Raw genomic sequence first — 20386 nt, 5'->3', positions numbered from 1 at the left:
AACCGAATTCTTTCGTTCTAAATATGATAATCGCAGCAGAGTTATTGCATATCAGAGACAACATTTTCATAACTGTTTAGATGCTTTACTATAAGTGTGACAATTTCTGATGGTATTTCGTTACCTGCTGTATTTTCAAGATGGTGCTGTGCCTGTGTCTCTTTAGAAATAAATATGCCTTTTTCTGAATCAAACTTCAAGTAACCCAGGTCGAAGAAACGTTCTTCAATTGCATGTGAAGAATCCATTGATTGGAAACGCAGCTCTTTGATAACCGCTGTTTTTTTGTTGATCATCAGCCATTTGAACCTGTCTTTTTTTAGCGCGTAAATGGGTAATTCTGTTCGTTTTATTTCGACAATACAGAACATATCACTATCCAGAAAGTAAAGGCATTCAAAATTGGCTGTCATTATATTGGTTTGTACGAGCCATAAATATGCATGAATATCACGAGCTTTTTTAACATTGTTGAAAAAAAGCTGACAGCTTCTCTGATGAAACACAGGGCTCATCAGAGAAGCTGTTTTTAGGAGCAACGTGTTATTCAGCCGCCGCCTGTTCGTTAATGAAACTTACCGCAATTTCGGTTAAAGCTACATCCGTCGCCTTTTCATTGTCAAGGGTAAATTGCAGTAATTCTGCCACATCGGTATGGCCCATATTCTGTGCAAATACCACCAATGTGCCATAGGTAGCAATTTCATAATGCTCTACTTTTTGTGCAGCCAGGATCAATCCTGCATCACGGATCATCGTACCGGAATCGGTATCTTCAATAATTCCGGTAGCTTCTTCGAGCAGACCAGCCATGGCATCACATTTTTTTGCCTGTGGTTTTTCCTCCAGTAAAGTAAACACCTGCTCCAAAGTGGCAATGTGGGTATTGGTTTCTTCGGTGTGTTTTTCAAAAGCTGCTGCCAGTTCCGGGCTTGTTGCTGCCTTTTTCATTTTAGGCAAAGCTTTTACGAGGTGTTTTTCTGCCCAGTAAATGTCTTTCAGCTCATCTACAAAGAATTCGTGGAACTCCGAGTCTTCCATTTTTCCGGTTTTGATAGAAACACTTGAGGTTTTAGCAGCTGTCTTTGCGCCGCCGGTTTTTGTTGTTGCCATAATGTAGTTTTTAATAGATGTGAATTGTTAGTAGCGAGTAATAAACCTATGGCTTGTGTTTTTGTTTAGAAAATTTTAATAAATAATAAACAAAACATTTTCTGTTCATGCTTGTTATTGCATGTCAGGTACTTATCTATTATTATTAAACGCTAAAAGCAAATGGACGGAGCATTTAACATCAGAATTGGCTATGGCAAAAAAGAGGTCACGCTGACCATTTTGCCGGTAAAAGAAAATTATTATAAGGTAATTTATTATGGAGGTGTGATGGGGGCCGTATGTTATAATGGCGATGAATGGGACCTGATAGAAAAGGAAGACGTGGAGCCTGGCGATTTACCTTTTTATGAGCCGGATCTAAATGGCGAAAGACTGGAACTGATACTCAACGAAACCGCTGTTGATGCCATTGGTGAAGAGATAGAACTCTATTTCTTTCGAGAGGAAACGGGATAATTATCTGCTCAGTAAACTCATATTATAGATCAATAGGTGGATTTTATCCTGGTTGATTCCTCTATAAAATCACTCCATAAGCGGGCACCCTCAATGTTGTGCCCAAAGGTCATTCGGGGCTTGATGGGTGTTTCAGCTCCGTTATTGGTAATGAATTCCCGCAACTGCGTATAAGACCTGTGGATGTTGAATGGGGCTACTGGCGTCCTGATCCAGGTTGGGATATACCATTTGTCAAAAGGTGGGCGTTCTGCCCTGAGGATGTCCACTTCCAGTTTTTCAAGTGGTGTCATTGCTTCGGCAACCAGGTCCCAGGCCCTGGCTTCATCAGGCTCTGCCAATGCTTTTAACAAGAGCAGCGCCGATTGGCCGGGCCGCTGGTCTATTCTTAAACCCAGTTCAACATGTTCAAAAAAGAATTGTTTTTGTTCCCTGTCCAATTGGGGGAGCAGTAAATCAATCCGCTTAAAAACATTCTCATATTGCTCATCCCTACTTTTCAGTTCCTTAATTTTAGCGGGCTCTAAAACACCCGCTTTCTTTTTTGTAAATCTCCTGTACAGCTGGTCCAGAATCAGTTCAAACTGTGTAGCCGCAAAATAAGTTTTCTCAGAACTGTCAATCAGGGCATAATAATCCTGGTAAGCACGCGTCACCGCAGTTGCATTTGCAACCCCAAAATATTCCCGGGCCCACCATTGCAGGTAGTTTTCAGCCGCGTTCTTCTGATTTAGTAGTGCAGGTGCATCCCAGCAAATGTCCGCAATCATCCTCGCTTCCATGACATGTTCCCGCATTTCAGATACATTCACCAGCATAAACTCAGTCGCCCCGGCGGCCACAATGGCCTTAAACTGTTCGGCAACACGGGCAGGTGTAATCACATGCGTTCCCTGTTTGGTAGGTGCGCCGCCAAAATAAGCCAGGTGATAATATACCCCATGCTTCCATTTGTCGGGCCCATTGGGCAGATCGCGCATAGTGCCATCATTGTTGTCCGGCCATACCAGGATTACATCTTCCGGCACATTAAAATCCTCCGGGTGTTTTCTATATTTTTCGAGCATTTCGGTATACAACGTAAAATGAAAAGCAGGATTCTCCTTGTCAGGACTTAATTCCTTCACCATTTTTACCTGGGCATCAATCGCATCCCTGAATACTTTTGCCTGTTCCTTTTCCGGTGTATCTTTTGGAAATTCATAGGCGTGGTCATCTGTTCCACGCAAGCCTACAGGCCATATGGCATTTACCCCTTTGTTATCTTCAATCCCGCCGCGCCAGTATTTAACCATGTTTTCTTTGTGCTTAAACCAATCCCATTCCGTACTTACCCCTCTTTTATCGGCCAGGTGAAAACGTTCAATGCCAAAAGGGTTAGACAGTAAAATGTCATAATGATGCGAGGTATAATACAGCCCCCAGTCGCTAGCACACTTCTGCACCTCATAACGTCTGTGTACACGTACATAAGGTGCCGTCATGTTCATTTTCAGGCGCAGGGCAGTTTCAAAATACCGTTGGTACCATACCAAAGATACATCACCTATCCGCAAAGGGAAGCCGTATTTGTCAAAAGGCCTTGGCAGCACATCTTCATCGTCATGAAAAAAGCCCCGGTATTTTACAGTGGGTGAGCCGGCAAAGAAATCTGTCTGCTTCATGATTAAAGTAGTGTTGCGCAGGGGCTGATAACCCGTCCATAAATAAAGCGGGTCTATGCCAAGACGTTCAGAAAGGGTATATGCTGCATAAGCCGTTCCGCGGAAATCCGAACCAAGCAACCAAACTGTATTTTCCGCTGTCAGTACAGTAAAAGCTTCGCGCTTATTTTTCAGACGGTTTAGTGCTGCTTTTGGTGCAGGGCCATTTCCGGTGGTCAGCAAAACAATATTTACATTGTCCTTTGCGACAGTTTCCTGTATGGGCGGGCGGTAGCCACTGATCTTTTCAATATCGGCAGCCAGGAACAAGGCTGCCTGATGTACCGCTGAATGTTCATTTTTGGCCACTATAATTGTACTTTTCTGTAAGGCAACATCTCCTTTTTGAGCCGTACCCCTTCTTACCCAGGAACCCCTTAATACAGCTGCTCCGTCCTGTTTCTGTGCCTGTCCTTTGTAAAAGGAAGGTTTGCTACCGTGACCAGCCGCTTTTAAATTGTCTAAACCAGCAGCCATTAAGCCGAGTGTGGCGGAAAAGCTTCTTATAAAATTTTTACGGGAGATAGGATACTTCATATATTTCCTGAATTAAAATTCGTAAGCACCTAAGGCCGGTTTTGTTACTTTAACCGGATAACCATCCAGGTCGTAGTTGTAGCCGGTTTTTGTTCCTTTGCCCAGCGCAGGGCTTTTGGCACTTGGCCTGAAATTTCTGTTTGCTACATCAATAAACAAGGGATCGGCTATCAAATCCCCCTTGGCAGCAGTTATCCCTATCGGATTTGCATTGCCGGGCGAATAATACAGGTTTTGCTCCCTTGGCTGTTCGCCAACGGCCACCCGCACATGACCGGTCACTTTTTTTACCGGGCCAAATACGCCCAGGTCTGAAGCAATATAAAAGATATTGTTGCGTACATTAAAAAAAGTAAGCTCCGGATTAAAGGTCCAGAACACATAACGATCCACATTTGGTTCCCGCGTCCGCACTACGGTATTGTTAAATACATTCACTTTATAACCTCCGCCGCCAATAAACTGGTTACGGTCATCACTTAAGTTATAAGCCACCGTAACGCTGTCTACGTTCCGGGCTGCAATTTCCAGGAAACCATGGTTGTTTATCGAGGTATTGTGGTGGATGTGGATGTTGTTCGCCTTAAAATTATCGTCCACTCCATCCAGTTCTATCACGCCGCCATCAGAACCATAGGGCCCGCCGTATGCGCCATAGTTTTCAACTCTGTTGTGCGAGATCTCGTTGTTGCTGGAAACCACCATAATGGCAATTGGGCCCCAGGAATAAGCCATCATGGCCGATGCATCGTGCAGGTAATTCCGGCTGATCAGGCTATGCGTGCTTTTAACTTTAATGCCCACCGGTGTATGGAAAAACTCGCAGTTTTTCACCACCTGGTGATGCGTGCCTAAAGCCAGGTAAACTGCACCCAGCTTCTGTACATTTTTGGTGGTCTTGTCGCTGCCTGGGGGATTGGTGTTGTCGTGGAAATAAAGTCCGTCTATTACCACGTAGCTACCTGCTATCCGGAATATATTTCCGTTCAGTACATTCCAGTCCGGATTGCTGAAAGCAGGAGCAGGGCCTGCCCCGTATTTTTCAAATATAGGACTTAGCTCTGTTCTGGGTGTACTTTTGATCACATCGGCACCCACACTATAATGAGAAATGACAATTGGTTGTGTGGCACTGCCCGAGCTGGTAAATATCACCCCGCCGATATAAGCTGAGCCCCTGGCAAACAAAATGCTGTCACCGGGTATAAATTTGTTTTTACCCAGGTTAACGAGCGTTTTCCAGGCCTGCGCTTTACTATTGCCCGCATTTGTATCGCTGCCGCTATTGCTGTTGATGTAATAATTGGCCGCAGCAGCGGGGACCGCCGCCAGCATAAGGATATAAAAAAGTAAACTTTTAAAATTCATACCTGGTTTTATTTGGTTGGTTCAGGAAAGCTAAGTTAAAGTTTGCTGGTTTGTATTAAACAGGGACATCGTACAAATGTGCAGGCCTATTGTAACATGGCTATATGAAACATCTATCATGGCTGCAATACTGGGGAACTGTCTATCTTGCTGTATTGAAATTACAACCAAATAAAACCTTTGATGAAGAAATTAATGCAAACCTTTAGGTGGTTTGGCCCAAACGATGAAGTTACCTTAGCCGATATCCGGCAAACCGGTGCTACCGGAATTGTTACTGCCCTGCATCATATCCCATGCGGCGAAGAATGGAGTGTGGAGGAGATCAGCCATAGAAAAGACCTGATTGCCAGTTCCGGGCTAAGCTGGGAAGTAGTAGAAAGTGTGAACATCCACGAAAGCATTAAAACCGGGGAACCGGAACGAGACCATTACATTGAACTGTATAAACGTTCCCTGCAAAACCTGGCCACCTGTGGCTTAAAAATAGTATGCTATAACTTTATGCCCGTCCTGGACTGGACACGTACACACCTGGATTTCAGACTGCCGGACAATGCCAGTGCGCTGCGCTACAGTGCCCCCGCACTCGCCGCTTTTGAACTGTTCATTTTACAGCGACAGGAAGCATTTAACGAATACAGTGCCGAACAGCAGGAGGCTGCCAGGCAATACTTTGACGGCATTACGGAAGCCGAAAAGGGCCTGCTCAGCAATACCATAATGGCCGGGCTTCCCGGAACAGATGAAGTGTTCAGCGTAGCAGAATTTCGTCAGCACTTACAGCGTTATGAACAGGTAGGCCCGGCACAGCTAAAAGAAAACCTGGCCTATTTTTTAAGGGCCATCATCCCTGTGGCAGAAACACTGGGCATCAAAATGTGTATTCATCCAGACGATCCACCCTTTCCGATCCTGGGGCTGCCACGTGTGGTATCCACCGAAGAAGACCTGCTGGATGTGGTCAATTTCATCCCTTCAGCAAGCAACGGTATTACCTTCTGTACCGGTTCACTGGGAGCCAATCCTGAAAACAACCTGCCTGCCATGCTGGAGCGCCTGGGACCAGACATCCATTTCATTCACCTCAGAAATGTACAGAGAGAAGCTGATGGCAGCTTTTACGAAGCGGAGCATCTGGATGGAAGTACCGATATGTTTGCTGTGATGCAGCAAATCATCAAAGAACAAAAAAGACGTGAACATGCCGGACGTACAGATATCGCCATTCCGATGCGGCCAGATCATGGGCATAAAATACTGGATGATGTACACCGGAATACCTATCCGGGATATTCCGTAATCGGCCGGATGAAAGGCCTGGCAGAATTAAGGGGGCTGGAACTGGGCATCCGCAGGTCTTTGTATGAACAGATCAATCTTTAAATTCGCAGCATTGATGATAAAGAGATTTACCTTGATAATGATACTTTGTTGTTTAAACATTTCTTTGTTAACAGCAGCGATAGCAACGGTTTCAGAACAGGACAGACCAGCCGTAACAATAAACAACAGTACCGTAATTTTACTGGACCAAACCGAAAATATCGCCATAAAACGTGCCGTCGCAGACCTGCAGCGGGATATGAAAAAAGTATTGGGTACTGCGCCAAAAATTATCTCGTCCCTTGCAGCAGCAGCTAAAAACGAAAACCTGATCGTGGTGAGCTGCAAAGGAACAACTACAAAGGCTTTCCGGGAACAGGGCATTACAGATTTTGAAGCCCACCTTTTAACCACTGCACAATATGCCGGGCACAAAGCCGTCCTGTTACAGGGCGCCGATACCAGGGGCACCATTTATGCTGTATACACCTTTTCAGAAAAGTTTCTGGAAATCCCGCCCTTATGGATCTGGACCTCTTTTGAACCTGTTAAAAAGCAGCTGGTCCAATTGCCTGCAAATACCCGTCTGTATTTTCCGCCGGCCATGGTCAAATACAGGGCCTGGTTTCCCAATGACAAAGACCTGTTAACTCCATGGCAGGCAAAAAACGCCGAAAATTACGATGCCGTTTTTGAGACCATGCTCAGGCTGAAGCTCAATACCCGCGAAGGTTATTTAATCGATTCGGCAGGCTGGACAAACCCTTACCAGGCCAGTAAGGAGGCTCGGTATGCCCGCGACCGGGGCCTGAAACTCAGCTTTACCCATACCGCACCTTTCGGGGCCACCTTTACCAACTGGGAAAGGTACTGGAAAAACATCAGGCATCAGAAAATGCCCCTGCTGCTCAAAAACGTAAACGGTTTAAAAGAATTCTGGACTTACCATATCGAAACCATTAAAAGAGAAAGACTGGATGTCATCTGGCAGATCGGTTTCAGGGGCCTGGGGGACAAACCTTTCTGGCGCCGTACATTTGCCGATGCCAAAGATGAACCGAAGGAAGATAAAGACCGCGCTGCCATCATTAATTCTATGCTGGCCCTGCAGGTAGCCCTGTTAAAAGAAGAAACCGGTGAAAGCCAGCCCTTAATGAAAATCACCATTTACAATGAAGCCTCCGATTTTTTAGCTAAAGGCTTGCTGGTATTGCCCGATGAACCCAACCTGATCCTCAACTACTCCAATGTAAGGGGAGACCATTACCCACCCCGGGAATTGCAGCAATTTAAGCCGGAACTGGCCGCAAGACCCATAGGTTATTATTTAAATTTCCAGTTTACCGGTACAGGCTCGCACCTGGTAGCAGGAGAGGGCCCCTGGAAAATGGAACAGAACTTTCGTTACCTGGCCAAAAAAATTGGAAAGGTACCCACATTTTCGGTGGTAAATACCGGCAATGTGCGCGAACATATTTTAGAGCTCAGCGCCAATGCTGCCATGATGCAGGATTTCAAGACCTATCAAACGGACGAATACTTAAAAAACTATTGCAATACCTATTACGGAAAAGGCCAGGATCTACAGCTGGTTAACCTGTACCGAAACTATTATAATGCCTATTGGCAACCCCGAAAAAGTGATATTCCCGGTTTCGATCGCCAGTACGTTTTTCAGGACCTGCGCTATGCCCGGGGCCTGACACAGATTTACACACTATGGAACAGGCCTTACCTGGAAAACCCTTTTAACGATAAAAATAAAGGCATAGGAGGAGCCATGGCCACAGAAGGCCGGCAGTTTAGCATTGTGCCTGCCGATAACAGCAGCAATAACCAGGTAGATGCCGCCATTAGCGGCCTGCAAAATTCTGAAAGAAATTTTAAGGCCCTTGCGCTGAACGCCGATTCCCTTTACCACCTGTTACCGGCAGCTAAAAAGGCTTTTTTTAACGATGATCTGTATGTACCCATCCGTTTTATGGCCGCTGCAAACCAGGCTTTAGCTCATCTGGTAACAGGTTATAAAGCCAAACATCTGGGTAAAACAGACAAAGCAAAGTTAAATGTTCAAAACACGCTGAAGGCCCTGGTAACCTTAAAAGCAACAAAAGCAGAGGTTAATCATGGGCGTTTTTCCAGCTGGTCGCTGCCGGAAAAGAACTTTGGCATAGATAGCATCCAAAATGATATACAGGACCTGTTGAATAGCATAAATTAACTATTTCTCTCACCTGCATTGCTGGCATATTCTTTTGGTGTATAACCGAACTGCTCCTTAAAACAGCGCCTGAAATAATCGATATCCTGGAAACCCACCATATAAGCCACCTCGTTCACATTGAGCTTGTTCTGTTCCAGCAATTGTGCCGCACGTTTCAGGCGTACACTCCGGATAAATTCAATGGCGGTCTGGTCTGTTAAAGCCTTGATTTTCCGGTATAGCGTAACCCGGCTCATACCTACTTCTTTGCCCAGTTCCTCTACGCTTAACGAAGCCTCGCTGATGTTCTGTTCGATATAGGCCATGGCCCGTTCCAGGAATTTCTCATCCGGCGAGGTAATGGCCACATTTTTAGGTTGTAAACTGATCTCTTTGCGGTAACGCTCGCGCAGTTTTAAGCGTGAATCCAGCAGGTTCCATACCCTGGCTTCCAGCATGTTTAAGTTAAAAGGTTTGGTAATGTAATCGTCCGCGCCTGTTTCATAACCTTCAATTTTATACACCAGAGGCGTACGTGCGGTTAGTAAAATCACCGGAATATGGCTGCTGCGTGTATCCGATTTAATCTTGCTGCACAAAGTGATGCCATCCATTTCCGGCATCATTACGTCACTGATGATGATATCCGGGATAAGTTCAGTGGCCAGTTCCAGCCCTTTCAATCCATTTTCGGCCTGGTGGATCTCGAACTCAGCCTCAAAATGCGACGCAATAAACTGGCGTACATCCAGGTTGTCCTCCACAATCAGCAAGATCAGCCGTTCCTTATCCATAGCCGTCAATACATGCTGCTTCCGCTTTTCAATGGTCTGTTTGGCAATGGCCGAAATCTCGGTATCCTTATAGCCATCAATATTTTCGCTGTCCTTGTAATTGGCAATCATTTCTTCTTCGCTCAGGTGTGCATTGCCCAGTGGCAGCGAAATGGTAAATATGGTCAAACCCTGCTGTTGCGGTGTGGCCACAGTGCTTTGCACAGTGATTTTGCCATGGTGCAGTTCTATAAGGCCCTTAGAGAAAGCCAGGCCAATTCCGGTGCCATTGATATTGGCATTGCTGTCGTCAAAGTGGTTAAACTGTTCAAATATCTTGTCAATATGCTGAGGAGAAATCCCGATCCCGTTGTCTTCGACTTCAATCATCAGGCGTCCGTTATCCGCTTCCGTTTTTTTCAGGCTTACAGTTACCTGCCCACCTTCGGCTGTAAATTTTAAAGAATTGGATAACAGGTTGTACATTACCTTTTCCAGCTTATCGCGGTCAAACCAGGCCCTGATACTTTGCTGCCCGGTAACCAGTTTTAAACGGATGCGGCGGTGGCTGGCATAAGATTCAAAAGCAATCAGGATCTCTTTCATAAAACGGACCACATTGCCCTCGGCCGATTGGAGCTGCATGCTACCCGATTCAAACTTGCGGAAATCCAGCAGCTGGTTAATCAGGCGCAGCAGGCGTTCGCCATTGCGCTGCATCAGCATCAGCTGGTTCTGGATCTTGTTGTTGCCTTCGTTTAAACCCAGTAATTTATCAATAGGTGCCAGGATCAGCGTAAGCGGGGTTTTGATCTCATGCGAGATATTGGTAAAAAAGCTCAGTTTGCGCTGGGCCAGTTCCTGGTCTTTTTCATGGCTCTGGTGCTCAAAGGCGAGGTCGTTTTTCAGCTTGCCCGTTTTTACCGAATAATAATAAAAGGCATACAGCAGCAGCCCGATAATGGAAGCGTAGATCAGGTAGGCCCACCAGGTTTCCCACCATGGCGGCAAAACAGTGATCTGCAGGGTTTTTACCTCATTGTTCCATATCCCATCATTGTTGGCCGCCTTAATCATAAAGGTGTATTTTCCTGCATCCAGGTTGGTATAGGTAGCCGTACGCTGGTTGCCTACAAAGTGCCAGTCGTCATCGTAAAAACCATCCAGCTTGTAGGCATACTGGTTTTTCTCCGGGTTTACAAAGTTAAGTGCGGCAAATTTAAAGGTGATAAAAGCCTGATCGTGCGTCAGGGTGATTTTGTCTGTTTCGCCGATAGCCTTTTTCAGCGGGGAATGATCTTCGTCAATGGCAACCGGGTTATTCTTGATCAGGAAATCAGTGATCACTACCTTAGGCTTAAAGCTGTTCCTGATGATCTTATCGGGAAAAAAAGTAGTTAACCCGTTGATCCCACCGAACAACAATTCTCCGTTGTCACCGGTTTCGGCAGCACCGGAAGCAAACTGGTTGCTTTGTAACCCATCTGCGACTGTATAATTCATCACCTGTATCATTTCAGGCGCTATGGGTAACTTCAGGTTTTTGAGGATGATTTTGGACAAGCCTTTATTGGTACTTACCCAGATGGCTCCAGACTGATCCTCACGAATGCCATGGATCACTGAATTGGCCAACCCGTTTTTATTGCTGATGGCGTAAAATTTCCCAGAAGCTTTGTCGAAAAGGTTTAGCCCTCCACCTTCGGTACCTATCCATAATCTTTGCTGACGATCTGTAAATAGGGCCAGAATGGTGTTATGGCTTAAACTGTTCGGGTTATCGGGCTGGTTTAAAAACTGCCTGAAGGTATTCTTGCTTTTGTCAAAATAACTTAAGCCAGTTTCTGTTCCAATCCAAAGGTTGCCTCCCGGTGCTTTCTGCAGGGCAATGATGATATTCCCGCTAACGCTTTGCTTATTTTTAGGATTGTTTACGTAAGTAGTGATCCTGCCGTTTGCATCCCTGAATTTTAGTCCCCGCCCATCGGTGCCCAGCCACAGGCCATTGTTATCCAGGGCCAGGGCGTATACCTGCTTGTTTTCAGGTTTGGCATCATTTTCCGTAATCTCATAACTGCTAAATTGTCCGGTGCTGGTGTTCAGGTAACTCAGGCCATCATAATTACCAATCCACAGGTTTCCTTTCCCGTCGCCGGCCAGCGATTTAACAATGTTCTGTTGCCTGCTGTTGATCACATAGCTGTTGTAAATACCTTTTTTACGGTCTACATAATTCAGGCCTCCACCCTCAGTGCCAATCCATAATGCGCCATTCTCGGCTTTAAGGATAGAGCTCACCACCCGATGGCTCAGTCCTGGTTTTTTGCCCGCCTGTTCTCCGATGTAGGAGAAATTGTTACTGCTGGAACTGAATAGGTTTAAGCCCCCGGCATAGGTGCCAACCCACATGTTCCCTGCGCGGTCCCGGACGATATCCCTGATAGAATTGTGGCTCAGGGTTTTCGGATCGTAGGGGTCATAACGATAATTGGTAAAGCGGTTGGTTTGCAGGTTTAATACGCTCAGCCCGTCTCGGGTACCTATCCAAAGCTGGTCTTTGGCATAAGCAAACAGCGACCTTACCACATTTACAGGCAAGCTGTTTTCCTCACTGGTATTGTGCCGGTAATTGATTACACTGCTGTTGGCAGGGCTGAATTTGTACAGCCCGGATGATTCTGTTCCAAACCAGTAATTGCCATAGGCATCCTGTTTAATTACCCGTACATTGCTTTTGCGGAGTGCCATATTCTGTTGTATGCCTTCCGGCAGGGGTAAAAACTTTTTTCCGGCCGGATCAAAACATTTCAGGTCATTGCCCATGCTGATCCAGAGCATTTTGTGCTGGTCTTCAAAAATGGTTTGCACCCTGTTTCCGCCATTGGCATTGTTTCCGGATAGTTTGTAGGTCACTATTTTTTTTGTGGCATAATCATAGCGTTTAAGCCCGTCAAAAGTGCCTATCCATAAATTGCCCCTGCTGTCGTACAACAGGGTAGTGACAAAGTCATTAGATTGAAGGTTAAAACTTGCCTTATCGCGGTCAAACAAGTTCAGGCCTTTTGAGGTACCCACCCAAAGATTTTCTTTAGGGTCTTCGCAAAGTGCATTTACCTGGCTATTGCTCAGGCTGTTTTTATTGTTGTTTTCGTGCTTGTAAATCGTGAAATCGTAACCATCATATTTGTTTAAACCATCTTCTGTACCAATCCATATAAAACCGGTCTTGTCCTGCAAAATGCAGAAGGCGGTATTTTGCGACAGGCCTTCGTTTATGGTAAGCCGTTTAAAACTAAGCTCTTGTGCAAGGGTGGCGTTGGTGGTTAAAGCTAGAAAGGTCAGGAAAATCCCGATCAGGGTATTGCGCATTTTTTCTCTGGTTAAAGCAAGATAAGGTTTTCTATTTGGTGGTTTAAAGTTACGAAATTTAAGGAGAAAAAAGAAAGAAAAGGGCTTTGGTATAGCCTTAAGATGATATTTGTAAAATCAATAGCAGAAAGAAATCAACAGCAAGTTTAAGAAGTAGTATGGTATTGAAAATGCCTTCGCACCAGGCAGTATAAATTTTAGGAATTTCATAGGCGTATCATAGGAATATGATAGGAAATAAAAAAGATCAGCAGGCCTGGCTTACTCCTTATAAAGTCAATTGTAGGTCTTGGAGAAAAAATTGTAAAGTACAGGACTGCAGGAGGCTTATTCGTCATTTAAAAAGCTTGCTCAGGTTAGGCTTGATGCCGATCGAAATTGGAACAGCTGCAAAATGTCTGTTCTGAATTTTTCCTAAGCCATTCATGTAACTGCTTTCCAGAAAGAGGTTTGCCCCGCCAATATTGTACTCAATGCCCAGGCCAGGTTCGATAATGCCCAGGTAATTGGTTTTATTACTTAAGGTGGCCTGGTTATTAACCGGGTCTATCACTACTCTTGGGCTAAGGATGAAACCGCCACCGCCACCAAGAAATCCATAAAATGCAAACTTGTTGACGATTTTTCGATAGCCTAAGGCAATATTTAAAAGGTAAGTGGTAGACCTTCCTGTTTTTAAAGCTGAGGGATATCCCGGTTCGGTATCGATTTTATCGTATCCAAAAACGTGCAGACTTACTTTAGGGTAAAGAAACAGGCCACCCTGACCTAAGCCCAGGTTTGCGCCTAGTGTGGTAGAGAATTTTGGCCGCATGAAATCGCTGTTTTCGCCAACAGGGAAGGAAAAACCGGCACCACTCATGGTATAGAATTTGTCTGGCCGGCCGCTCGTCTGCTGGGCAATGCACAGGTTAAAACTGCTCAGCAGACACAGTAATGACAAGAGAGGCAGGGATAGGTTTTTCATGGTTTTTTATATAACAACATTGCCGGGAGATAAATGTTTAACAATGCGCTCAGTTTTTGCCTGTTCCATTTTATATGGGTTCATGTAGTGTATACAATGGTGCCGAAAGTATGGATAATGGAATGTCAATTAATCGCATAAAAAAGCATTATTTTGAAAAATAAAAGGCACTTTTGCAAAACTGAAAATCAATGGGATGATGATGTAAAAACTGAACGCATATTTATGGAAGAGGAAGTTGTTGACGAAATCGTTAAACTGATAGAACAGGATGACGATGCACAATTAAAAGTTTACCTGGATGACTTAAACATTTCGGATGTTGAGCACCTGATAGATGAGCTTCCTCAGCATGCGGTAAGGATCATCGATACACTTTCTGTAAAAAGGGCAGTAAATGTATTCAGGATCCTGGATTTCCCGACCCAGGAAAGGATCATTAAAAAACTTCCCGGAAATAAACTGGCTGAGCTGATTAACCTACTGCCTCCAGATGACCGTACTGCGCTTTTTAGCGAACTGAAAGGTGATGCGGTTAAAAAACTCATCATCCTGTTACCTGCAAAGGACAGGATTGAGGCACTTTCCTTGCTGGGTTACAAAGAGGATAGTGTTGGCCGTTTGATGACACCGGATTATGTGGCGGTAAAAAAAGACTGGACGGTTAGCCGGGTCCTGTCGCACATCAGGCGCTATGGCAAAAACTCGGAAACGATTGATGTGGTTTATGTAATTGACAAAGACGGGGTATTGCTGGATGATATCAGGATCAGGGAGGTCCTGCTGGCAGATCCTGATGCCAAGATCGGAGAACTGACCGATCACCGCCTGATCGCTTTAAAGGTAAACGATCCACAGGAAGAAGCCATCAATGTTTTCCGGATGAACAACAGGGTAGCTTTACCGGTTGTAGATGACCACAATGTGCTGCTGGGTATTGTAACCGTGGATGATATCCTTTGGATTGCGAATGAGGAATATACCGAGGATATGCATAAAATCGGGGGTACCCAGGCATTGGACGAACCTTATCTGGATATGCCCATCTTTGGCTTATTTAGAAGAAGGATTGGCTGGCTGGTGGTTTTATTCCTCGGAGAGATGCTTACAGCTACGGCAATGGCACACTTTGAAGCCGACATTGCAAAAGCCGTTATACTGGCTATGTTTGTGCCCTTAATTATATCAAGCGGTGGTAATAGCGGCTCTCAGGCCTCCACATTGATCATTCAGGCCATGGCGCTTGGCGAGATCACGATTGGAGACTGGTGGCGGGTAATGAGAAGAGAGCTGATTTCGGGTCTGATGCTGGGGATCGTATTGGGCTCCATAGGTTTTTTAAGGATATTTGTGTGGACTTTTTTTACCGATATGTACGGCCCTCACTGGGCATTGATCGGCATAACAGTTGGTGTGGCACTGGTAGGTGTGGTGTTATGGGGCTCTCTGGCCGGATCAATGTTGCCTTTATTATTGAAGAAATTAGGTGCTGACCCTGCAACTTCTTCAGCTCCTTTTGTGGCAACCTTGGTTGATGTGACCGGATTGATCATCTATTTCTCTGTCGCGGTACTGTTCCTGACAGGAGTCTTGCTTTAACAGTTTTTCTTCCTATTTCAATGGGTTTTCTTCCCGGCCGTCTGTCATTTTATGGATAGATAAGCCTGTAGTACTAGTAGATATAGCAGAATATTTGTAAGTTGCAGCCAACTAACTGAAAAATTATATGAAGAAGACGATAGGCTTAATGGCTTGCCTGCTCCTGCCATTTTTAAGTTTTGCGCAACAACAGCCGCAAGCACAAGACTGGCATTTAAAATCTATAGCTGAAGATAAAATTTATGGTACTGGTGTAATAAAAGCCTATGCAGAACTGCTAAAAGGTAAAACGCCCAAAAAAGTAGTGGTAGCTGTTCTGGACGGGGGCATAGATACCCTGCATGAAGACCTGAAGGCGAATTTATGGAGAAATGTAAAGGAACAGCCCGGTGAACTGGATGTGGATGGTAATGGGTATAAAGGTGATGTGCTGGGCTGGAATTTTTTGGGCGGAGCTACCGGACAGGTTACTGCGGAAGCCACAGAGCAGCAACGTATTTATTTTAAATACAAATCCTTGTTCGAAAAGGTGCAAAATGAACACGGGTTAAAAAAGAAAGACAGGCAGCTTTACCAGATATGGTTAAAGAGCAAGAGTTTGCTGACCAAAAAAGACAGCATTGCACCGGTAAATTACCGGGCCCTCCAGGTGAAAGACGATTACCTGAATATCAAAGACCGTTTTTATGGCAATTCTAACTTAATGGGTGATCCTTATTTTCATGGTACACATGTGGCAGGTATCATAGGTGCCGTCCGCGGAAATGATAAAGGAATGGATGGCATCGCTGATGCCGTAGAGCTAATGGGAATCCGCGTAGTACCCAATGGAGATGAATACGATAAGGATGTGGCGCTGGGCATCAGGTATGCAGTGGATAATGGGGCTCAGATCATCAACATGAGCTTTGGTAAAAAGCTTTCACCAGAGCGTAAAATGGTAGAAGATGCCATTAAATATGCTGAAAAGAAGGGCGTGCTGCTGATCAATGCAGCCGGAAATGATGGGGTAGATGTAGATAGCCTGCCACATTATCCAACTCCTTTTTATATCAAGGGCAACAAAAAATTTTCCAATATGATCACCGTAGGTGCCAGCGGTGCAACAGCCGCCGCATTGATTGCTCCTTTCAGTAACTACGGAGATCAGACGGTTGATGTATTTGCACCTGGCGTAGGAGTTTATTCAACTTTACCGGATAACAAATACAAGGCTTTGTCAGGTACCAGTATGGCCACGCCAGTGGTAGCTGGAATAGCAGCGCTGATCAAAAGCTATTATCCTGAACTTTCAGCAAAACGCATTAAATTCATCATTGAACAATCCGTAACCAAAATTGATTTCCCGGTGATCAGGCCGAAATCAAAGGGCCAGAAGGTAGCCATGACCGAACTTTGTACTACAGGTGGCATTGTAAATGCCTATAATGCCCTGCAAATGGCAGCGGGAATGACTAAACATTAAACCTGAAATGCATGATATCCCCATCCTCTACTACATAAGTCTTCCCCTCAACACCCAATTTCCCGGCATCCTTACAAGCATTTTCAGAACCCAAAGTTACAAAGTCATTGTATTTAATCACTTCGGCCCGGATAAATCCTTTCTCAAAATCGGTATGGATCACACCGGCAGCCTGAGGTGCAGTAAAGCCTTTGGTAATTGTCCAGGCCCTTACTTCCTGTACGCCGGCAGTAAAATAAGTATACAGATCGAGTAAACGATAAGCAGCAACAATAAGCTTGTTAACCCCTGATTCGGTCAAACCAAGGTCTGCTAAAAACTCCTGACGTTCTTCATAGCTTTCCAGTTCCGCAATCTCCGATTCTATTTTAGCAGAGATCACCAGTACTTCCGCATTTTCATCCTTTACCGCTTCCTTAACCCGGTCTACATATGCATTGCCGTCAATTACAGAACCTTCATCTACGTTACATACATACATTACCGGTTTTTGTGTCAGCAGGCCCAGGTCTTCGATGTATTCAAAATCTTCCGCAGAAATTGCTGCAGAACGTACCGATTTCCCGCTTTCCAGATGTGTTTTGACTACACTTAAGATGTCGAAAGTTCTTTTGGCATCCTTATCGGTTTTGGCCATTTTTTCTACCTTTTGAATACGTTTAACAACCGTATCCAGGTCTTTCAGCTGTAATTCCGTATCGATGATCTCTTTATCGCGAATGGGATCAACAGAACCATCCACGTGGATCACATTCCCGTCATCAAAACAACGCAATACGTGAATAATTGCATTGGTGGCCCTGATATTGCCCAGAAACTGGTTACCCAGGCCCTCGCCTTTGGAAGCGCCCTTTACCAGGCCGGCAATATCTACAATTTCAATGGTATTTGGAACGATGCGGTTGGGCTTAACCAGTTCGGCTAATTTTGTTAACCTTTCGTCCGGTACGGTAATTACACCTATATTGGGCTCGATAGTACAGAAAGGGAAATTAGCAGCCTGAGCTTTTGCGTTAGATAAACAGTTAAATAATGTAGATTTTCCAACATTTGGTAAACCAACGATACCACATTGTAATGCCATGAATGATTTTATTTCTTGATTTGGCGCAAAGGTATCAATTTTTTAAAAATATTTTTTATGTTTAGGGTAATAAACCCTATTGAACAATTAAGGATTAAACTATGGATAATTTTGAAGATACAACGCCGGTTGAAGAAGCAGGCCAGGAGCAGGAGAGTTTACAGGTAACTGAAGAGATCAGGAGTTATATTTATGAAACGTCAAAATGGACCAGGTTTCTTTCTATTGTAGGTTTAGTTTTTGCTGCTTTTTTGGCCCTGATGGCGCTGAGTGCAAACGGGCTTATGGAAACAATGACTGCTGTTGCACCAGGTAGTCCGCTGGTACAACTCGGAACAGCATTTTTAACAGTATATTTCCTCTGTATCTCGCTGATGTTGTTTTATCCCAGCTTTTTATTATTCAAATATTCCAATGCAGCAAATACTGCCGTATTGTATGCCGATCAGGAGAATTTTACGGTTGCCATGAAGAAGATGAAATCTGTATTTAAGTTCTGGGGCATCGTTACCATCGTTGTATTGGCTATCAATATGATCAGCATTTTGCTGGCAGTGATTGCTAAAGTAGGAACAGCTTAATAATTTGCGGTTCCGTTTATAGCGACAGGTTTACGCTCAATGACATGTTTAAAGCTTTTGATTTCTTTTTTGAGCAGGCTTTCAAAATATGGGTTCAGCAGTTTTGCCAGGCCCAAGCCTATTCCACCTGCAGGAGGGTGATAGGAGAGTACTACCTTTAGCAGGGTGCCCTGTTGATCTGGTGTGGCTTCAAATTCAACCCTGCCTACATGATGTATCATGGTGCCCGGTGCTGAGCGCCATCCTATCAGACGGCCAGGTTCATCTTTAACGATCTCTGCTTCCCAATCGATTGAAAATACATTACCCATTACATTCGATTTCCAGCGGGAAAGATTTTCATCAACCATTTCGACATTGAGCAGGTGTTTAATGCTGCCGGGAAGGTTCTTCAGGTTACGCCAATAGGTATAAACTTCATTTGCGGGCCGGTCGATCACAAATTCTCCCCTTATATTTATCGCGTGCGGCTTGCTGGCATCAATCCCCAGTTGCTCATATAGCAGGCACCTTCCTGTAAAAGCGCGGTAAGCCAGGTATGCACCGTATAGAAATGGTGCCCTGAATGGTCTTGTGATCCCTTTGCTGATGAGTATTCCTCCCAAAAACATAGATACCATGCGCTCGTTTAAGCCAATATTTTCATAATGGTGTTTTTCAATAGAGAATTTACCGGAGCGGAGTTTTAGATTGGTTTGATGTATGCTCATTATATTTTGGTTATTATCCGTAATTACACCTCGATTTTGGCAGTAATGGCTGCGCCAACTGTATTTACTTCTTGTGGGGTAAGATTTCCCCATATTTGTTCCCAGTTGCCATCTTTTTCCTTCCTTACCTGGGTGATGTTTTTATTATTTATGTTACAATTGAAGTATTCTACACCATCGGTAGTCTCTTTAATGCTTATTTTTAGGGTTTTTTTTGCCCCATTCAACTGAATAGTGATTTCAAAATCAGCTTGTTGTAAATTTGTTCTTTTCATTGTGGTAAATTTTCAACATATTGCGTACGTTATCCAATAATTACAGATCAGGGTACAGTGTTGATAGGAGAACAAATTGTAGGATAATTATGTTTTGTTTTTTTAATTTGTTACATCGAACAACCAAATAAATTGATCATTTCTATGGCATATGATAAAAACTATCCGGATGTTTACATGGGATATTTCAATTACAGAGATCCCTTTACCGAAAACCTGGAAAACATTTACCAAAATCCTGTAGTCATCCCTATTTACCACATTGACCAGTTGTTTAACGTTCAGGCAATGTCATCGATCTACAGACTGTGTGAAATAGCGGGAAATCCTGAGTATAAGGATGAGGTGGAGGTTTTAAATGCAGCTTTGCTGGAACGCGACAAGCATATCTTTAAATATTTCCATTTTATTGCAGCCCAGCGTCATGTGCTGGATGAGTTGAAAATGAAGTACCGTGATTTTTATGAACTGGAACACACTCTGAAACAGTTTGAGGCGATCGGTTACGATGTGAGTAAAGCCCGGGAAACGGATCTGGTTAAACGTAAAAGAGAGTTGCTGGAGTTTCAGGCGCGTTTGTGCGTTCATCAATACGCTTAGTATTAAAAATGATCGTTCTCTTCCGATGATGAAAAATGACCATTTTCTTCCGATTGCTGCATAACCGCGTCAGCGCTCTTGAGGTCCAAAATCAATAGGAGCTTCCGAAAAATTTCCTTTTTTCTTTAATAGAAAAAAGGAAAAGACGCTAGGCATCGTCTGAGAAGGTAATTTTTCTGTCAGGCAGGGGTTTTAAGATGATTACTTCCCCCAATTTTATTAGCTTTGCAGGGTAGTTTTCCTGTTATGAAACT

General features: G+C 44.3%; 16 protein-coding genes. 7 read left to right on the top strand and 9 right to left on the bottom strand.

Annotation, left to right across the window (positions count from 1 at the left end):
* Positions 1-41: 41 nt before the first annotated feature.
* Together R2Q85_RS06295 and R2Q85_RS06290 are read right to left on the bottom strand one after the other, a co-directional pair.
* Complete coding sequence (locus R2Q85_RS06295) at positions 42-515, bottom strand: hypothetical protein (RefSeq protein WP_316810900.1); 474 nt, start codon at positions 513-515, stop codon at positions 42-44.
* A 28-nt stretch (positions 516-543) separates the two neighbouring features.
* A complete protein-coding gene (locus tag R2Q85_RS06290) occupies positions 544-1113 on the bottom strand; it encodes a ferritin-like domain-containing protein (protein ID WP_316810899.1) in 570 nt (189 codons plus the stop codon).
* A gap of 162 nt (positions 1114-1275) precedes the next feature.
* On the opposite strand from R2Q85_RS06290, the gene R2Q85_RS06285 reads away from it, so the two are divergent.
* Positions 1276-1572 carry a hypothetical protein gene (locus R2Q85_RS06285; protein WP_316810898.1) on the top strand — a complete coding sequence of 99 codons (297 nt, stop codon included), beginning with the start codon at positions 1276-1278 and terminating at the stop codon, positions 1570-1572.
* A gap of 29 nt (positions 1573-1601) precedes the next feature.
* Here the strand turns inward: R2Q85_RS06285 and R2Q85_RS06280 are convergent, their stop codons facing one another.
* Positions 1602-3812 (bottom strand): glycosyl hydrolase 115 family protein, encoded by a 2211-nt coding sequence (locus R2Q85_RS06280; RefSeq protein ID WP_316810897.1) that lies wholly within the window; start codon positions 3810-3812, stop codon positions 1602-1604.
* Positions 3813-3824: 12 nt separating this feature from the next.
* Positions 3825-5180 carry a hypothetical protein gene (locus R2Q85_RS06275; protein ID WP_316810896.1) on the bottom strand — a complete coding sequence of 452 codons (1356 nt, stop codon included), beginning with the start codon at positions 5178-5180 and terminating at the stop codon, positions 3825-3827.
* 183 nt (positions 5181-5363) lie between these two features.
* On the opposite strand from R2Q85_RS06275, the gene uxuA reads away from it, so the two are divergent.
* Both uxuA and R2Q85_RS06265 read left to right on the top strand, forming a co-directional pair.
* Positions 5364-6566 (top strand): mannonate dehydratase, encoded by a 1203-nt coding sequence (gene uxuA / locus R2Q85_RS06270; protein WP_316810895.1) that lies wholly within the window; start codon positions 5364-5366, stop codon positions 6564-6566.
* Between the two features lie 64 nt (positions 6567-6630).
* A complete protein-coding gene (locus R2Q85_RS06265; RefSeq protein ID WP_316810894.1) occupies positions 6631-8727 on the top strand; it encodes a glycosyl hydrolase 115 family protein in 2097 nt (698 codons plus the stop codon).
* On the opposite strand, the gene R2Q85_RS06260 is transcribed toward R2Q85_RS06265, so the two are convergent.
* Positions 8724-12851 carry a two-component regulator propeller domain-containing protein gene (locus R2Q85_RS06260; RefSeq protein ID WP_316810893.1) on the bottom strand — a complete coding sequence of 1376 codons (4128 nt, stop codon included), beginning with the start codon at positions 12849-12851 and terminating at the stop codon, positions 8724-8726. The genes R2Q85_RS06265 and R2Q85_RS06260 overlap by 4 nt on opposite strands.
* Before the next feature lie 334 nt (positions 12852-13185).
* Positions 13186-13818, bottom strand: coding sequence for a hypothetical protein (locus R2Q85_RS06255; protein ID WP_316810892.1), 633 nt, complete (start codon positions 13816-13818; stop codon positions 13186-13188).
* 225 nt (positions 13819-14043) lie between these two features.
* Here R2Q85_RS06255 and mgtE point away from each other — a divergent pair, with 225 nt between their 5' ends.
* Positions 14044-15417, top strand: a complete 1374-nt coding sequence (gene mgtE, locus R2Q85_RS06250) for a magnesium transporter (RefSeq protein WP_316811121.1) — start codon at positions 14044-14046, stop codon at positions 15415-15417.
* 127 nt (positions 15418-15544) lie between these two features.
* On the top strand, positions 15545-16882 hold the full coding sequence (locus R2Q85_RS06245; protein ID WP_316810891.1) for a S8 family peptidase: 1338 nt from the start codon (positions 15545-15547) through the stop codon (positions 16880-16882).
* Here R2Q85_RS06245 and ychF read toward each other — a convergent pair.
* Positions 16872-17966 carry a redox-regulated ATPase YchF gene (ychF, locus tag R2Q85_RS06240; RefSeq protein WP_316810890.1) on the bottom strand — a complete coding sequence of 365 codons (1095 nt, stop codon included), beginning with the start codon at positions 17964-17966 and terminating at the stop codon, positions 16872-16874. The two genes, R2Q85_RS06245 and ychF, sit on opposite strands and share 11 nt — an antisense overlap.
* Before the next feature lie 101 nt (positions 17967-18067).
* Here ychF and R2Q85_RS06235 point away from each other — a divergent pair, with 101 nt between their 5' ends.
* The gene (locus tag R2Q85_RS06235) at positions 18068-18547 is read left to right on the top strand and encodes a hypothetical protein (protein WP_316810889.1); all 480 of its coding nucleotides are present in this window, start codon (positions 18068-18070) and stop codon (positions 18545-18547) included.
* Here R2Q85_RS06235 and R2Q85_RS06230 read toward each other — a convergent pair.
* The gene (locus R2Q85_RS06230) at positions 18544-19257 is read right to left on the bottom strand and encodes an SRPBCC family protein (RefSeq protein ID WP_316810888.1); all 714 of its coding nucleotides are present in this window, start codon (positions 19255-19257) and stop codon (positions 18544-18546) included. The two genes, R2Q85_RS06235 and R2Q85_RS06230, sit on opposite strands and share 4 nt — an antisense overlap.
* A gap of 23 nt (positions 19258-19280) precedes the next feature.
* On the bottom strand, positions 19281-19532 hold the full coding sequence (locus R2Q85_RS06225; protein WP_316810887.1) for a hypothetical protein: 252 nt from the start codon (positions 19530-19532) through the stop codon (positions 19281-19283).
* Positions 19533-19676: 144 nt separating this feature from the next.
* Between R2Q85_RS06225 and R2Q85_RS06220 the strand changes: the two genes are divergently transcribed.
* Positions 19677-20132 carry a hypothetical protein gene (locus R2Q85_RS06220; RefSeq protein WP_316810886.1) on the top strand — a complete coding sequence of 152 codons (456 nt, stop codon included), beginning with the start codon at positions 19677-19679 and terminating at the stop codon, positions 20130-20132.
* Positions 20133-20386 lie beyond the last annotated feature (254 nt).

Origin of the sequence: Pedobacter heparinus (assembly GCF_032678725.1) — a bacterium.
In the GTDB taxonomy this organism is placed as follows: domain Bacteria; phylum Bacteroidota; class Bacteroidia; order Sphingobacteriales; family Sphingobacteriaceae; genus Pedobacter; species Pedobacter heparinus_A.
This window is presented reverse-complemented; position numbering and strand designations above follow the sequence as displayed.

What these genes read in the sequence shown, in the direction of transcription:
- R2Q85_RS06280 (WP_316810897.1), bottom strand. Translation starts at nt 3,812, where the DNA reads ATGAAGTATCCTATCTCCCGTAAAAATTTTATAAGAAGCTTTTCCGCC.
- R2Q85_RS06255 (WP_316810892.1), bottom strand. Translation starts at nt 13,818, where the DNA reads ATGAAAAACCTATCCCTGCCTCTCTTGTCATTACTGTGTCTGCTGAGC.
- R2Q85_RS06290 (WP_316810899.1), bottom strand. Translation starts at nt 1,113, where the DNA reads ATGGCAACAACAAAAACCGGCGGCGCAAAGACAGCTGCTAAAACCTCA.
- R2Q85_RS06285 (WP_316810898.1), top strand. Translation starts at nt 1,276, where the DNA reads ATGGACGGAGCATTTAACATCAGAATTGGCTATGGCAAAAAAGAGGTC.
- R2Q85_RS06245 (WP_316810891.1), top strand. Translation starts at nt 15,545, where the DNA reads ATGAAGAAGACGATAGGCTTAATGGCTTGCCTGCTCCTGCCATTTTTA.
- R2Q85_RS06235 (WP_316810889.1), top strand. Translation starts at nt 18,068, where the DNA reads ATGGATAATTTTGAAGATACAACGCCGGTTGAAGAAGCAGGCCAGGAG.
- R2Q85_RS06275 (WP_316810896.1), bottom strand. Translation starts at nt 5,180, where the DNA reads ATGAATTTTAAAAGTTTACTTTTTTATATCCTTATGCTGGCGGCGGTC.
- R2Q85_RS06225 (WP_316810887.1), bottom strand. Translation starts at nt 19,532, where the DNA reads ATGAAAAGAACAAATTTACAACAAGCTGATTTTGAAATCACTATTCAG.
- ychF (WP_316810890.1), bottom strand. Translation starts at nt 17,966, where the DNA reads ATGGCATTACAATGTGGTATCGTTGGTTTACCAAATGTTGGAAAATCT.
- uxuA (WP_316810895.1), top strand. Translation starts at nt 5,364, where the DNA reads ATGAAGAAATTAATGCAAACCTTTAGGTGGTTTGGCCCAAACGATGAA.
- R2Q85_RS06230 (WP_316810888.1), bottom strand. Translation starts at nt 19,257, where the DNA reads ATGAGCATACATCAAACCAATCTAAAACTCCGCTCCGGTAAATTCTCT.
- mgtE (WP_316811121.1), top strand. Translation starts at nt 14,044, where the DNA reads ATGGAAGAGGAAGTTGTTGACGAAATCGTTAAACTGATAGAACAGGAT.
- R2Q85_RS06295 (WP_316810900.1), bottom strand. Translation starts at nt 515, where the DNA reads ATGAGCCCTGTGTTTCATCAGAGAAGCTGTCAGCTTTTTTTCAACAAT.
- R2Q85_RS06220 (WP_316810886.1), top strand. Translation starts at nt 19,677, where the DNA reads ATGGCATATGATAAAAACTATCCGGATGTTTACATGGGATATTTCAAT.
- R2Q85_RS06260 (WP_316810893.1), bottom strand. Translation starts at nt 12,851, where the DNA reads ATGCGCAATACCCTGATCGGGATTTTCCTGACCTTTCTAGCTTTAACC.